This window comes from Pseudomonas sp. S2_E01, from assembly GCF_054668365.1.
Genome location: NZ_CP162762.1, coordinates 3,096,882 through 3,112,234, shown reverse-complemented (window position 1 = coordinate 3,112,234; position 15,353 = coordinate 3,096,882). Strand labels below are relative to the sequence as shown.

Genomic DNA, 15,353 nt, shown 5'->3' with positions numbered 1-15,353 from the left:
ATTGCCCAATGAAATTTCCTGCACGCTTCACATCGAAGTTCATCAACACCTTTGGTGCCATGGCGGCGTTGGCGTTCCTGAGTGCCTGCACCGTTGGCCCGGACTATCAAATGCAGCCGCCGAGCCAGTCGCAACATTATGACCGCCAGGCTGAGCAACGCCTTACCCGCGACGGCCATGCGCAGCAGCGTATTGGCCTGGGCCAGAGGATCAATGGCGACTGGTGGTCGGCGTTTCAATCGCCGAAGCTTGATCAGGTGGTGCGCCGTGCAATTGACGGCAACCTGGAATTGGTCGCGGCCGACGCCACCCTGCGGCAGGCCGCATCCTCTGTGGCTGCGGCACAAGGTGCGTTGTATCCGCAAGTTGATCTGGGTGCACAGGCGGGGCGCCAACGGGTTCATAACGCTAAAGAACCGTCGATTTCCAATTTCTACGCCATCGGCCCACGGGTTGGTTTCGACCTCGATGTATTCGCAGGCAACCAGCGCCAGGTCGAACAGCAGCAGGCGTTCAGCGACTTACAGAAACATCGCTATGACGCCGCGTACCTGGCGCTGACTGGCAATGTTGCCAGCCAGGCGTTGCTGCTTGCATCGGCTAACGCGCAGATGCAGGCGGTGGAAAAGTTACTGGCCAATGACACCCGCAACCTCGCGCTTGTGCGCATGGCCCACGCCAACGGCAGCACCACGCAGATCGATGTTTCCCTGGCTGAAACCCGGCTCGCCCAGGACCGTACGCTGTTGCCACCCTTGGCGCAGCAGCGAGACGCGGCACGCCACGCGCTGGCAATTCTCACGGGCAAGGGGCCGGGTGACTGGATTGCTCCGGACTTTGACCTGGCCGAGTTTGTCTTGCCCGCCAATGTGCCTGTGAGCCTGCCTTCCGAGTTGGCCCATGACCGCCCGGACGTGTTGCAAGCCGAGGCACAGTTGCACATGGCCAGCGCTGCCATCGGTGTCGCGACCGCCAATCTGTATCCGCACGTCACGCTCTCGGCGTCATTGGCGCAAGCCGCTTCCGGCAACGGCGGCGCGGCGCTCTGGGGATTCGCGGCCGGGCTGGCCGGCCCGTTGTTCGATGGGGGCACGCTCGAGGCGCAGCGCCAGGAGGCGGTGGAGGGCTACAAGGCAACGCTCGCCGGCTACCAGCAGACCGTGATCAGTTCGTTTGGCCAGGTCGCTGACACGTTGCAGGCGATCAACCACGACGCCGAGGAAAACCGTGCGCAGGAAGAAGCGCTGCGCGCTGCCCAAACCAGCTTGCAGTTGAATCAGCAAGCCTATGCCCAGGGGGAAAACAGCATTCTTCAGATACTTGAAACGGAGCGAGCCTATCAGCAGGCGTTGCTGGGCCAAATTCGCGCCAAGACTGCGCAGTACCTCGACACCGTGCAGTTGTACGTGGCGCTGGGTGGCAACGCCGTCGGTGCTTCCGAGCAACGGGTCGCCTCCGGCGAACATCACAATCTTTCGTATCAGTAACAAACAGTGGAGTAATCACATGTCTTATGAAGCGTTTCACGATGAACTTCGCGATACTCGGTTTCCTCTGGTCAACGGCTCAGGCCGGATGCCGGCCGTAGGGTTCGGCACGCTGTTCCGCGACCTGAGTGTCACCACCCAGGCCATCACCCACGCCCTGGCCGCCGGGTTTCGGCATTTCGATTGCGCCGAACGTTATCGCAATGAAGAGGCCGTCGGCGTTGCTTTCAAGCAGGCGCTCGACGGCGCAACGATTCGCCGCGAAGAACTGTTCATCACCACCAAGCTGTGGAACACCAACCACCGTCCCGAGCGGGTGCGAGCGGCGTTCGACGCCAGTTGTCGGCGTCTTCAGGTCGACTACATCGACTGCTACCTGATCCATACGCCATTTGCCTTTCAACCTGGGGACAACCAGGACCCGCGCGATGAGCAGGGCAACGTCATCTACGACGCCGGCGTGACCCTGATCGAAACATGGAGGGCGCTGGAGCAACTGGTGGACGAAGGGCGGTGCAAGGCGATCGGCCTGTCGGATATCACCCTGCCTGCGTTGCAAGACATTGTCGCCCAGGCGCGGATTAAACCCTCGGTGGTGCAAGTCGAGTCCCATCCCTATTTGCCGGAGTGGGAGTTGCTGGAGTTCTGCAAGGCGCATGGCATCATCGTCCTGGCGTTTGCTCCGCTGGGCCACGGCATGCAACCCAATGTCCTGGAGGATGAAGTCATCACTGGCATTGCCCGACACGTACGGAAAACCCCGGCACAAGTGGCGCTCGCCTGGGCGGTGCAGCGTGGCACGGCGTTTTTGACCACGTCGGCGACACCGAGCCATATTCGTGAGAACTTTGATCTGTCCACCTTGCCACAGCGGGCGATGCTGGAAATCAAGGAGGACATCACCACGCGGATACGCTTCAATTCGGTAGTGGAAACCGGCGTTCCGGGATTTATCCCACGCAAGCAATAATCGGAGGCGAGCAGGGCGGCCTTCTGAAGGTCGTCCTTTTTCATTCTCCCGCGAGGCAAGCGATGGACCTTTTCCAGACCATGCGTTTTTTCGTTGCCGTCGCGCAAAGCGGCAGCTTCACGGCGGCGGCGCAGGTCCTCGACACCACCACGACCAACGTGTCCAAGGCAATCACCGGCCTGGAAGCCAGGCTGCAAACGCGCCTGATCAATCGGACTACCCGACGCCTGGCGTTGACCGAAGCCGGGGTCCGCTACCTGCAACGCTGTGAGGTTATTCTCGATCAGGTGCGCGAAGCCGATGACGAAGCCGGCACGGCGCATACCACGCCGATGGGTCGGCTGAAGATTCATGCGATGTCGGCCATCGGCAATCACTATGTGATCGATGCCATCGCTCAATACCGCGAGACACATCCGACGGTGATGTTCGACCTTGCCCTGACCAATCGCATACCCGATTTGCTGGAGGAAGGCTACGACATGTCGATCGTGCTGGCCCGGGACTTGCCCGATTCGGGGTTTGTTGCGCAACGGTTGGGAACGACCTACAGCATCCTCTGCGCCTCACCCGATTACCTGCGCAAACGGGGCTGTCCCCAATCGCCGCAAGCACTGGCGGGGCACGATTGTCTGAGGATCGTGAACACGGTCATGCCGGTGGACAGCTGGATGTTCGAAGGGCCCGAGGGCATGGAGACCGTGAACCTGGCGGACTCGCCTTTTCACGTCAATACCGCCGACGCGATGACGGTGGCCATCAGTCACGGGATGGGCATCGGGATTCAGCCGATTGCTTCTGCGGTCGCAGGCTTGAAGGCGGGAACGTTGGTGCGGGTATTACCGCAGTATCACTTCGAGGAGTTCAACCTGTACGCGATTTACCCGTCGCGCAAGTTCGTTGATGCGAAAATCAGGACCTGGGTGGAGTTTCTCAAGGGCTGCATGCCCCTGTTGCTGGCGGAGGATGAACAGGTTGTGGGTGCATCAGGTTAACGTCTTGCGGCAAGCGGCAGGCATGGAGTGTCGACCCTCCAGCATCCGCACGTTGATCAACCGGCCGAGCAGCCAGTGCCCATCACTTGATACTTCAGGATGTGGCGTTTGCCCTGCGAGTCCTCGTAGGTCATCTGCGCCGGGACGCGTGCACACTCGTTGGCGATTTCCGAGACGCTGATGACCTTCTGTATGTCGAGTTTCATACCGTAGTGGTAAGTCTCGGCCGAGGCCGGATGACCCTCAGTTTGAGTGGAATCATCAGCGGAAAATGCCGGCGCGGCAGCGGCGGCGAATGCAACCAACATCAATGCTTTGAACACGTTCATGGTCTTGACCCTCGATCGATTTCAGTGAATGTCCCAGGAGCGCTGTGCGCTGAAGCATTGGCTCTTGGGGTGAAATCGATGCTAGGGGGTTACCTCGTTTGCAAACAGCGCCCCGCTGGACAAACACTGTTGCCGAAATCAACAAGTATCCGCAGGGGGGGGCAGACCCCTACATTTTCATGAAGGGGTTCTGGCTGCCTGCAACAGCTCGGCAAAGTCGTCCTTATCAATGGGGCGGCTCATGAAGTAACCCTGAACTTCATGGCATTCATCCGTGCCGAGGATCTCCAGTTGCTCCTCGGTTTCCACGCCTTCAGCGGTCACCGTCAAGCCCATGGCCTTGCCCAGACCAATGATCGCCTGCACTACGGCCCGGTCATTGCTGCCGTTGCTCATCGACGCAATGAAGCGTTTGTCGATCTTGATGCCGTCGAAAGGGTAGGCGCGCAAGTAACCCAGGGATGAGTACCCGGTACCGAAGTCATCCATGTTCAGACGCACGCCCAGCTCCTTCAGCGCGACCATGGTCGCCAATGCGCCATCGGTGTCGTTGAGCATGACGTTTTCGGTGATCTCCAGTTCCAGGCGACTGGCCGGGAATCGGGTGGCGACCAGTACCTCGCGCACATCCTCGACCACATCACTGCGAGCGAATTGTGCCGGCGACAGGTTGACCGACAGCAACAATTCACTTGGCCAAGTCAGGGCGGTCTCACAGGCTTCACGCAACACCCAGCGACCCAGCGGAACGATCAGGTCGGTCTGTTCGGCCAGCGAAATGAAGCGGTCCGGCCCGAGCAGGCCTTCGGTCGGGTGCTGCCAGCGTACCAGCGCTTCCACCGAGACAATCTGCTTGCCGTCCACCTTGTACCTGGGTTGGTAATGCAATACCAACTCGTTGTTGCCGATGGCCTGGCGCAGATCGGTTTCCAATTGCCGACGCTGATGGATCTGCTCGCTCATGTGGGCTTCAAAGTAACTCCAGGTATTCTTGCCCTGCGCTTTGGATTGATACAGGGCGATGTCCGCGCAGCGCAGCAACTCGGCGGGCACATGACCCTGACGCCGGCTTAAAGCGATGCCCAGGCTGGCGCCGACATGCAGGGAGTGGTGTTCGTAGGGGATCGGCTGATGCAAGCTGGCCACCAGTCGGGCGCAGAACTTGTCGACCTCTGCGTGACTGTCCACGCCGTGCAACACCACGACAAATTCGTCGCCACCGAGCCTGGCCACGATGTCGTGGTCACGGGTGCACTCGCGCAGACGTACGCCGATTTCCTGTAAAACCGCGTCGCCGGCGGGGTGTCCCAATGAATCGTTGATGGGCTTGAAATTGTCCAGGTCGATCATCAATACGGTCAGCGGTGCAGCCTGGTCCTTAAGGTGCAGGGCTTCTTCAAGATAACGTGCGAGCTTATTTCGATTGGGCAGGCCGGTCAGCGCGTCGTGCAGGGACAGATGCTGAATCTGGGCATGCGCGGCGACTTCATCAGTGATATCGCTGGCGGTTCCCCGGTAGCCAATGACGGTATTGCGGTCAATGATCGGCCGTGCCGACACTCGGCAAAAACGCTGCTGTCCCAGATGATCCCGGTAGAGGCAGCGCAGATCGCTGGTGTCGGTTTCTTCTTTCAATTTGCTCAACCACAAGCTCAGTGGGGTGGTGTCGCAGAACAGCAGCTTTTCGAGGTTTTGCCCCAGCCATTGTTCTCTGGGGAAGCCGGTCACCGCGCTGAATCGTTCGGAGAGGTAGGTGATCGACTGGCCTATGTCGACTTCCCAGATCCAGTCCGATGCCGCTTCAGCCACCGCGCGAAAGCGCTCTTCACTGGCTTCCAGCGCGTTATTGGCACTTTCCAACGCCCGATTGGAGGTCTGCAACTGCTCGTAGCTGGAGTCGACGTAATGTGATGAGCGCAGCGCATGTCGAAAGAAATAGGCGGTCAGCAACATCAGCACCACAAAGGCGCCACCCAATGGCGGGAGCAGAGACCACAGCAGATGGCGGCCGGGTCGCTCCAGTTCGGCGATCAGGCTGTACCCCGTGCTGTCCAATGGCACGTTGGGCTGCTCGGGTGTGAGCGTCGTATCCTGGATCAGGTTCAGGTTGTGCAGCCCGTAGCTGCTGCCCATTTTGCGAAGTTTGGTCGGGGTCAACTGATCGACGAACACCAGGACCGAAGCGTCCATGCGGTCGCCCAACGGCCGCTCGTCATTGGGGATCACCGCTGCGAATGTCACGAGCGCGGGCCAGCCTTCGAACAGCGTGAAAGTATTGATGGGTTTGCTCAGGTCCGGAAGGTTACGGATCTGTTCGATCAGCTTGTCGGCACTGGTGTGCAGGTACTCGGAGATCTGTGCGTTGACCCATTGCCCACGCACTACCGCATATTGCGTGCCTTTGCGATTGATGACGAAAACGCCCTCGTACCCATCGGAGGTGAATAGCGTTTTGCCCATGTTTTGGTCAACGTAGGCCCAATCGGTGTCGACGACCCCATTCAAGTGGTCGTAGGCCGTGGTCCAGTAGGCATAGCTGGTGATGTAGTTTTTGGATGTGGTAATTCTGTTTTCCAGTGCGCGCGCGGCGTAGAACCGGGTCTTGGCAATATCCTGCGCGTCGAGCTGGCGAGCGATGCTGAATAGCGCGCCGAAGGCCACGCAAACACCGGCCAGGAACAGCAGGCCGATTGCGAGAGCGAGTTTCTGCGTGATGTTTTTTTGCCGGGTGGGCGCATGGATAGTGGGTGCGGTGGGCGGCATCGTCTTCGTCCTTGATTCGTTGTCTCATCATCTAGAGGGGCGGTGAGCGTCGATGTTCCCTGAGAGTCAGCGAGAGCCGGCAACTCGCGTTTTTTGGCGCGTGATACAGCTTGAAGAATCGAATCGATCTAAAGATCGGCCTTCACGGCTGCGCGTATGGGCTAATCTTGCAGATGTAGGTGAAGACGCAGACTGATGCGCAAGCGGATGGCAAGGACACGTGGGGCGCGTCCCGAAGGGTACACGGTTAGAAAGATCTCCGCGCTGAGATCCAGCCCTTATGCCGTGTGAAGCACCTGAGCACATTGCCTGGTGTGAGAGGCCTGAGAAACCTTGTAAGCCGGAGACCAGCACCGGCCACCTACTTAAACCAAAGCCCGCCTTGTGCGGGCTTTGACGTTTTTGTGCGTACTTCCCAAGTGTATTCCTTCCCCTGTGGGAGCGTGCTTACCCGCGATGGGGGCACTACAGTCGGCCTCTTCATTGACTGATCAGCCGCCATCGCGGGCAAGCCCGCTCCCACAGTGATTCCATTACCAAGGACATCCTTTTTGGCCATATCGATCCCCTTTTGGCCGACCTCGCACTATGAAACCCCACACCCCGTCAGCAAGAATCGAAGCCACATCGCTGTCGCTGCACGTTCGCCAAACCACAACTAGAATCCTGTTTTCATTGCCTTGGGGCAATTTCAAGACCTGCCGTGTACAGAACATAAAAACCAACGCGACACACTTGGGGAATTCTTCATGGTCACGATGAAACGCATACTGGGCGCCACTGTTTGTGGGCTGACGCTACTGGCCAGCGCCGTGCAGGCCAAGGATCAGGAGCTGCGGGTTTACAACTGGGCGGACTACATCCTGCCGTCGGTCCCCAAGGATTTCGCCCAGAAAACCGGGATCAAAGTGACCTGGGACACCTTCGACACCAACGAAGCGCTGGAAGCCAAGTTACTGACCGGCAACTCCGGCTACGACCTGGTGGTGCCATCCAACCAGTTCATCGAAACCCAGATCAAGGCGGGTGTCTTCCAGAAACTGGACAAGTCCAAGCTGCCGAACTGGTCCCACCAGGATCCGGCGTTGCTCGCGCTGCTGGACAAGAACGACCCGGGCAACCAGTACGGTGTGCCCTACATGTACGGCACCGTGCTGATCGGCTTCAACCCGGCCAAGGTCAAGGCGGCGCTGGGTGACAACGCGCCAGTGGATAGCTGGGACCTGGTGTTCAAGCCCGAATACATGGAAAAGCTGAAATCCTGCGGCGTGGCCATGCTCGATTCGCCGTCGGAGATCCTGCCGATTGCCTTGCAGTACCTGGGCCTGGACCCCAACAGCCAGAAGCCTGAAGACTACGAAAAAGCCAAGGAATTGCTGATGAAGGTGCGCCCGTACGTCACCTACTTCAACTCCGCCAAGTACATGACCGACATTGCCAACGGTGACATCTGCGTCGCCATCGGTTATTCCGGCAGCTTCTACCAGTTTGGCAACCGCGCCAAGGAAGCCGGCAACGGCGTGGTGGTCGAGTGGCGGTTGCCGAAGAGTGGGGCGCCGATCTGGTTCGACACCTTCGCCATTCCGAAAAGTGCGAAGAACGTCGAAGAAGCCCACGCGTTTCTCAACAACCTGATGGACCCGAAAGTCATCGCGCCGATCAGCGATTTCCTTGGCTACCCCAACGCCAACAAGGATTCGCTGCCGCTGATCAACAAGGAAATCACCGGCAATCCGAACCTCACGCCGACCCCTGAGGCTCTGAAAACCCTGTACGTCGTGCAGCCGCTACCGCAGAAAATGGAGCGGGTACGGACGCGGGTCTGGACCAGCATCAAGTCGGATAAATAACAGACAACCCACGCCGCCCCCTGTAGGAGCGAGCATGCTCGCTCCTACAGGTTCATGTCATATTTTCGCCAACGCCTGCGCCAGGTCGGCGCGCAAATCCTCCACATCCTCAACCCCCACCGACATCCGCACCAACCCATCGCCAATGCCCAATTGCGCACGCGTCTCGGCGGGAATGGTGGCGTGGGTCATGATGGCCGGGTGTTCGATCAGGCTCTCCACGCCGCCCAGGCTTTCGGCCAGGGCAAAGATCTGCACGTTTTCCAGGAAGCGCCGCGCGCCCGCCAGATCGGTGTTCAGGTCAATGGAAATCATTCCGCCAAAACCGCGCATCTGCCGTTTCGCCAGTTCATGCTGCGGGTGTGAAGGCAGGCCAGGATAATAGACACGCGCCACCTGGGGTTGGCTTTCCAGCCATTGCGCCAGCTCCAGCGCATTGCTGCAATGACGCTCCATGCGCAGCGCCAGGGTCTTCACCCCGCGCAAGGTCAGGAACGCGTCGAACGGGCCCGAGATCGCGCCAATCGAGTTTTGCAGAAAGCCCAGGCGTTCGGCCAGTTCGGGGTTGTTGCCCACCACCGCAATGCCGCCGATCACATCGGAGTGGCCGTTGAGGTATTTGGTGGTCGAGTGCAGCACGATGTCGAAACCCAACTCCAGCGGGCGCTGGATCCACGGGCTGGCGAAGGTGTTGTCGGCCACGCAGATAATGCCGCGTGCGCGGCAGAGACGGGCGACGGCGGCGAGGTCGGTCAGGCTGAGCAGCGGGTTGCTCGGCGTCTCGACCCAGACCATGCGTGTGTCGTCCTGCAACGCGGCCTCGAAGTTCGACAGGTTGGTCAGGTCGACGAAACTGAAACGGTGCCCGGCGCTGCGCTTGCGGACCTTGTCGAACAGACGGAAGGTGCCGCCATACAGGTCGTTGCCGGAAACGATGTGCGAGCCGGCGTCCAGAAGCTCCAGCACCGTGGAAATCGACGCCAGCCCGGAGGCGAAGGCGAAGGCCTGGGTGCCGCCCTCAAGGTCAGCAACGCAACGCTCCAGGGCAAAACGCGTCGGGTTGTGCGAGCGACCGTAATCGAAGCCCTTGTGCACGCCGGGGCTGTCTTGCAGGTAGGTGGAGTTGGCGTAGATGGGTGGCATCAATGCCCCGGTGGTCGGGTCTGGCGCTTGCCCGGCGTGGATCACCCGCGTGGCGAAGGCGCGTGGTGCTGCGTTCTCATCGTGTTGACTCATGCAAGGGATCTCCGCAAATGATTGAGCAGGTCGACGCGGGTGATCAGGCCATGAAAGCCTGCGGCGTCGGCGATGATCGCGACCAGGCCGCGATCGAGTTCCACCTGCAACTCGGCCAGGCTGGCGCTGGCGGGCAGGGTTTCCACTTTGTCGGTCATTGCGCTGGCCACGGTCAAGCGAAAGTGCGTGGGATCCTCCCGCATGCCCAGCAAAATGTCGGATTCGTCGATCACCCCAACCAGTTTCCGACCGTCCGCCAGTACCGGCAACTGCGACACGTCCGCCAGGCGCATGCGCTGGAACGCGGTCAACAGGGTGTCGTCGGGGCTGACGCTGACCACACGACCGTCCTCGAAACGCCGGGCGATCACGTCGCGCAAATCACCGTAGGGTTTGCGCTTGAGCAAGCCCTGGTCGTTCATCCATTGATCGTTGTAGACCTTGGAAAGATAACGGGTGCCCGTATCACAGACGAAGCTGACCACGCGTTTAGGCTCGGTTTGCGCGCGGCAGTAGCGTAACGCGGCGGCCAGCAGGGTGCCGGTGGACGAGCCGCCGAGAATGCCCTCGGCGCGCAAAAGTTGGCGGGCGTGATCGAAACTTTCCTCGTCGCTGATCGAGTAGGCGTGGCGTACGCTGGAGAGGTCGGCGATCGAAGGTATGAAGTCCTCGCCGATGCCTTCCACCGCCCACGAACCGGGGGTGGGCATGGTGCCACTGCGGCTGTATTCGGCCATCACCGAACCCACGGGATCGGCCAGCACCATTTCCAGGTCCGGTTGTACCCGCTTGAAGAACCGGGTCAGCCCGGTCAACGTACCGGCAGAACCGACACCGACGACGATGGCATCGACGTCATGCTGGGTTTGCGCCCAGATTTCCGGTGCGGTGCTGCATTCATGCGCCAGCGGGTTGGCCGGGTTGTTGAACTGGTCAGCGAAGAACGCGCCGGGAATGTCCAGGGCCAGCCGTGCGGCGACGTCCTGGTAATAATCGCGGTGGCCCTTGCCGACGTCGGAACGGGTGATGTGCACTTCGGCGCCCATGGCCTTGAGGTGTAGCACTTTCTCGGTGGACATCTTGTCCGGCACAACCAGGACCACTCGATAGCCTTTGGCACGACCAACCAGGGCCAGGCCCAATCCGGTGTTGCCGGCGGTGGCTTCGACGATGGTGCCGCCGGGCTTCAACCGACCGTCGCGTTCTGCGGCGTCGATCATCGCCAAGCCGATTCGGTCCTTGATCGAACCGCCGGGGTTCTGGGATTCGAGCTTGAGAAACAGCGTGCAGGGGCCGGTATCGAAGCGGCTGACACGCACCAGCGGCGTGTTGCCGATCAGTTCGAGGACGGCAGGGCGGGATTCAGTCGGCATGGGGTCAACTCCTTCGTGAACCAAGGCACTGCTTGGACCATAGGCCGCGAAGACGCCCCCCGCAACCTGGCACGGCCAACGGTCGCCCACCCGCACCGCCCCCCTGTAGGAGCGAGCTTGCTCGCGATGCGGTGTGCCAGTCACCATTTGAATCGAATGACACTACGAATCGCGAGCAAGCTCGCTCCTACAGGAGAGTGCCAGCGCCAACAGGATCAACCCCAAAGCCACCCCATACGTCACCCGCATCCCATACCCAATCGCCTGCGGCGAGGCGCTGGCAACCTCGGCGGTCTGTGAGGCGAAGGCGAACACCGCGCCCATCACCGACGCTCCGGTGATCAGACCGAGGTTGCGTGACAGGCTGATCATGCCCGCGACGACGCCACGCCGGTCAGCCGTCACATCGCTCATGATCGTTGTATTGTTTGCGGTCTGGAACACGGCGTAGCCAAGGGTCAGCACCACCATCGGCACCACGTAACCCGCAATACCGACCGTCTGTGGCAACAGCGACAGCGCCAGGCAACCGAGCGCCATTGCCACCAATCCCGCCGTGGTCATGCGCTGGGCGCCGAACCGGTCGGCGACGCGCCCGGCTGGCAGTCCGGTAACCGCCGCCACGCAGGGGCCAACCGCCAACACCAATCCGGTCACCATCGGCTGCAACCCAAGACCATGGGCAAGATAGAACGGCCCGATGACCAGCGTCGTCATGATCACCGTCGCCACGAGCGTGCTCATCGCCAGGCCGCCGCTCAGCACCGGATTGCGAAACAGCGTCAGGCGAATCAGTGGCGAAGCCACCCGGGTCTGGGCGAATACAAACAAACCCAGGCCGACCGTTGCACCCAGCAGCAACGCCAGGTTCATGGCCGCAAAATGCCCCCGCCCCAAGGTTACCGCGAGCGCATAGGCGGCTAATGTCATGGCCAGCAGCGCCGTGCCGATCAGGTCGAAACCCTCGTGAACAGCCGTCGCGCGAGGGCGATCGGCGGGCAGGAAGCGATAGGCAAGAAACCAGCCCAGCGCGCCCAGGGGAACGCTGACCAGGAAGATCGCCTGCCAGCCAAACCCTTCGATCAGCAGCCCACCCAGTGATGGCCCTGTCGCGGTGCCGATCGCCGACATCGTCCCCAGCAGGCCCATCGCGCTGCCGGTTCTCTCCCTGGGCACCGTGGCGCCGACAAACGCCATGGTCAGCGCCATCATCGCCGCTGCGCCGAGACCTTGCACTGTCCTGGCCCCGATCAACCAGCCCAGCGTCGGCGCCAGGCTGCACAGGAGGGAGGCCAGGGAAAATACCGCAATGCCCGTGAGCAACAGGCGACGACGACCGACCAGGTCACCCAGCCGGCCGGCGCTGACGATCAGCGTGGTGATGGCCAGCAGGTAGGCAAGCACCACCCACTGCACCTGCTGGAAGCTCGCATCGAACACCTGCGCCAAGGTGGGCAGGCCGACGTTGGCAATGCTGGTGCCCAACGAAGACAGCAACATCGACAGCGAAAGACTGACCAATGCCCAGCGCACGGCGGGTGTTTGCGGTGCGCTGTCTGCGGTGGCGGTCGTCGACTTCATTGGGCGTCTCCTGATGGGCGATGAGTGCTATCGGAAATCTACGCCCGCGCCTAACATGGCGGAAGGCGCATGGTTTGCACTTTACTCGTGCATCCAGCGCCATCTCACTTTTAAGGGGCGAACGATGTCCACTCCCGATTTCAACTTGCTTGTGACGCTGAATGTGCTGCTGACCGAGGGCAGTGTGGCACGGGCGGCGAAACGCCTTCGGCTTAGCCCCTCGGCCATGAGCCGGGCGCTGGCCCGGCTGCGGGAAACCACCGGCGACCCTTTGCTGGTGCGCGCAGGACGCGGTTTGGTGGCCACGCCGCGTGCGCAGGAGTTGCGCGAGCGGGTCGGTTTTCTGGTACAGGAAGCCGAAGCGATGCTGCGCCCGGCCCAACAGCCGGACCTGGGCCAGTTGGTGCGCACCTTCACCCTGCGCACCCGCGAAGGCTTTGTCGACAGCTTTGGCGCGGCGCTGATTGGCCGGGTGGCCGAGCAGGCGCCGGGCGTTCGTCTGCGTTTCGTCGGCAAGCCGGACAAGGACAGCGCCGCGCTACGAGAGGGCAGTGTGGATCTGGAGACCGGCGTGGTGGGGGATTCTGCAAGCCCCGAGCTACGCACCCAGGGGTTGTTTCGTGACCGTTTTATTGGCGTGGTGCGCGCAGGGCATCCGCTCAGCAAGGGGGAGATAACGGCCCAGCGATTTGCTGCATGCGGCCACGTTGCAGTATCCCGGCGCGGTCTGGACAAGGGGCCGGTGGACGAAGCGCTGGCGCAATTGAACCTGCAACGGCACATCGTGACCTCGGTCGCAGGCTTTTCCACCGCGCTGGCGCTCGCTCGCACCACCGACTTGATCGCCACCATCCCGGCGCACTACACCGAAAGCCTGCGCACAGGCATGCACAGTTTCGAGCTGCCGATTTCGCTGCCGCCCTTTACAGTGGCGATGCTCTGGCATCCGCGCATGGACGCGGACCCTGTGCATCGCTGGTTGCGCGGCTGTGTGCGGGAGGTCTGCGGGCAGTAAACCCTGACGAACATCAGAAGGTGAACGAGCGCGACCCTTGCCTGGCCAGTTCGACATCCAGCAGATGTTCGGCCAGTACGTCGTTGAGGAAGCGAAACTGATCGTTGAGCCCGACCACTTCATTGCTGAAGTGATGGGTAGCGGCAGGCATCAGCAAGTCGTCGAATTGCTTGTTGAACACCAGCGAACGGGTTTTGCGTGAGACCACCTGTTGCGAGTAGTAGTTCTTGCCGAAGACTGGAAAGCTCACGGTGAGATTGACGATGTGGATCATTACGCGCACTCCTCGGTCAGGACGTACCACGCGAAAACACTCAGCGTGATGGCTGTCAGGGCCAGGCAGGTCAAAAGATGAATCAGCATGATGGGCCCCTCCAGTTGGGGTGTGTGTCGGGTTGAGTTCGATCCTACGCTGACGATGGCGGGGCGGAAGGCATTCGTGGCGATTGTGAATATCGATGGGGGTGATGGTTGGGGTTTGGGCTGTTCTTGCCGGCCCCATCGCGGGCAAGCCCGCTCCCACAGGGATCTGGGTTGTTCACAAATCCATCATCCAATACAAAACACTGTGGGAGCGGGCTTGCCCGCGATGAGGCCCTTACATACACCCCAAAAACCCCAGAGCTATACTTCATCTCACCCCCTACCCACCGTGGACGCCGCGACCTTGAACCCGCGTTCGCTGTTCGTCGCCGTGCTGATCATCCTGGCCGGATGCGCCACGACTTCGCGCGCGCCACCGCCATCGCCGCCAGTGATCATTTCGCAAGGCACCTGGCAGCAAGTCGACCGGGACATTGTCGACGCCTCGCGTTCGGCGACCGAGCAGACCAAGATCTACAGCCGTGGCGCCATGGAGTACTGGCGAACCCGTGTCTATCAGTTGACCGAAGAAAACTTCATCCCCTGGTTCAGCAGCTACTGGACCCAGGAATGGCTGTCGATGAAGGTCAGTTGGTACACCATCAGCGCCCAGGGTGAGCAGGATGCCTCCGCCAGGCGCCTGGCCGACTATTTGCTTGAGGAATATCAGGAGCGTGTGCTCAACCCGGTCGCGGTTGAAATCGACCCTGACCAGATTCTTGCCCTGTCCACGGCGTTCTACGTCGACATCCTCCAGGAAGAACTGCAGAAAATCTCCCAGCGCTACGGCGTGCCCATGGCCCAGCTCAACGGGCGCCTGCAAAAAGTCCCGGCCATCGCCCTCGGCCCACCGCCCGCGCGGGACGCTTCGTTGTATCAAGTGGTGCACACCCAGCCGCTGAACACCTTGCCGGCGTACGCGGCGCTGATCGACAAGATCCACAAGGCCGGTGGCGACAAGGGCGTTGATAACACGAACACCGCGATGGCGCCGGTGGCCAGGCGCGCCAGCCAACGCATGGAAGCGGAAATGGCACCGCGTGGCGCGGCCAGTGCGGTGGCGGCGGCTGCCGGCAAGCTTGCCGGGGGGCTGATTACCGTGGGCGTAGCGGGGATTCGCGCGCTGATCCAGGCCAGCGACCGCCCCGACAGCGAAGCACTGATCCGAAGCAGCCTTGGCAACACCTTCGATAAGGCCTGGATAAAACTGGTGCAGAACCCGACGACAGGCGTGATGGCCGGGACGTTGTACATGGCAGGGCAGATCGAGGGCAATCTGGCAGGCAGTGCCGAAGTGCCGTCGGTCAGTTCGGGGGGCGGCACTGTCGATTGGAGCCCGCCTGAAGCGACTAACCAGCAGTTCGACCCTCAACCCTACGCTGGAGAATGAC

The 15,353-nt window shown here is 61.1% G+C and carries 12 protein-coding genes; 6 read left to right on the top strand and 6 right to left on the bottom strand.

The genetic code is table 11. The annotated features are described in order from the left end of the window. The first annotated feature begins 8 nt into the window (after positions 1 to 8). The 3 genes from AB4O36_RS14205 (at position 9) to AB4O36_RS14195 (ending at position 3,452) form a co-directional block, all read left to right on the top strand. Positions 9 to 1,487, top strand: a complete 1,479-nt coding sequence (locus AB4O36_RS14205) for an efflux transporter outer membrane subunit (protein WP_460126210.1) — start codon at positions 9 to 11, stop codon at positions 1,485 to 1,487. Between the two features lie 19 nt (positions 1,488 to 1,506). Further along, complete coding sequence (locus tag AB4O36_RS14200; protein ID WP_460126208.1) at positions 1,507 to 2,457, top strand: aldo/keto reductase; 951 nt, start codon at positions 1,507 to 1,509, stop codon at positions 2,455 to 2,457. Between the two features lie 62 nt (positions 2,458 to 2,519). After that, positions 2,520 to 3,452 carry a LysR family transcriptional regulator gene (locus AB4O36_RS14195; protein ID WP_460142068.1) on the top strand — a complete coding sequence of 311 codons (933 nt, stop codon included), beginning with the start codon at positions 2,520 to 2,522 and terminating at the stop codon, positions 3,450 to 3,452. Between the two features lie 56 nt (positions 3,453 to 3,508). Here AB4O36_RS14195 and AB4O36_RS14190 read toward each other — a convergent pair whose 3' ends face one another. Continuing rightward, positions 3,509 to 3,781: a DUF2790 domain-containing protein gene (locus AB4O36_RS14190; protein ID WP_460142067.1), complete on the bottom strand. Its 273-nt coding sequence runs from the start codon at positions 3,779 to 3,781 to the stop codon at positions 3,509 to 3,511. A gap of 177 nt (positions 3,782 to 3,958) precedes the next feature. Further along, entirely contained in the window at positions 3,959 to 6,544 is a 2,586-nt protein-coding gene (locus AB4O36_RS14185; RefSeq protein WP_460142066.1) for a bifunctional diguanylate cyclase/phosphodiesterase, read from the bottom strand. A gap of 749 nt (positions 6,545 to 7,293) precedes the next feature. Between AB4O36_RS14185 and AB4O36_RS14180 the strand changes: the two genes are divergently transcribed. Continuing rightward, positions 7,294 to 8,394 carry a polyamine ABC transporter substrate-binding protein gene (locus AB4O36_RS14180; protein ID WP_460142065.1) on the top strand — a complete coding sequence of 367 codons (1,101 nt, stop codon included), beginning with the start codon at positions 7,294 to 7,296 and terminating at the stop codon, positions 8,392 to 8,394. Positions 8,395 to 8,451: 57 nt separating this feature from the next. Here AB4O36_RS14180 and AB4O36_RS14175 read toward each other — a convergent pair whose 3' ends face one another. The 3 genes from AB4O36_RS14175 to AB4O36_RS14165 all read right to left on the bottom strand — a co-directional run bounded on the left by AB4O36_RS14175 (position 8,452) and on the right by AB4O36_RS14165 (position 12,584). Beyond that, complete coding sequence (locus tag AB4O36_RS14175) at positions 8,452 to 9,630, bottom strand: cystathionine gamma-synthase (protein WP_460142064.1); 1,179 nt, start codon at positions 9,628 to 9,630, stop codon at positions 8,452 to 8,454. Then, positions 9,627 to 11,003, bottom strand: a complete 1,377-nt coding sequence (locus AB4O36_RS14170) for a pyridoxal-phosphate dependent enzyme (RefSeq protein WP_460126196.1) — start codon at positions 11,001 to 11,003, stop codon at positions 9,627 to 9,629. Before AB4O36_RS14170 ends, AB4O36_RS14175 begins: the two co-directional genes overlap by 4 nt. A 162-nt stretch (positions 11,004 to 11,165) precedes the next feature. Then, a complete protein-coding gene (locus AB4O36_RS14165; protein ID WP_460142063.1) occupies positions 11,166 to 12,584 on the bottom strand; it encodes an MFS transporter in 1,419 nt (472 codons plus the stop codon). A gap of 124 nt (positions 12,585 to 12,708) precedes the next feature. Here AB4O36_RS14165 and AB4O36_RS14160 point away from each other — a divergent pair, with 124 nt between their 5' ends. Continuing rightward, on the top strand, positions 12,709 to 13,599 hold the full coding sequence (locus AB4O36_RS14160) for a LysR family transcriptional regulator (RefSeq protein WP_460142062.1): 891 nt from the start codon (positions 12,709 to 12,711) through the stop codon (positions 13,597 to 13,599). 13 nt (positions 13,600 to 13,612) lie between these two features. Here AB4O36_RS14160 and AB4O36_RS14155 read toward each other — a convergent pair whose 3' ends face one another. Beyond that, positions 13,613 to 13,873: a hypothetical protein gene (locus AB4O36_RS14155; protein WP_460126190.1), complete on the bottom strand. Its 261-nt coding sequence runs from the start codon at positions 13,871 to 13,873 to the stop codon at positions 13,613 to 13,615. A 393-nt stretch (positions 13,874 to 14,266) separates the two neighbouring features. Between AB4O36_RS14155 and AB4O36_RS14150 the strand changes: the two genes are divergently transcribed. Next, positions 14,267 to 15,352: a hypothetical protein gene (locus AB4O36_RS14150; protein ID WP_460142061.1), complete on the top strand. Its 1,086-nt coding sequence runs from the start codon at positions 14,267 to 14,269 to the stop codon at positions 15,350 to 15,352. Position 15,353: the final 1 nt, after the last annotated feature.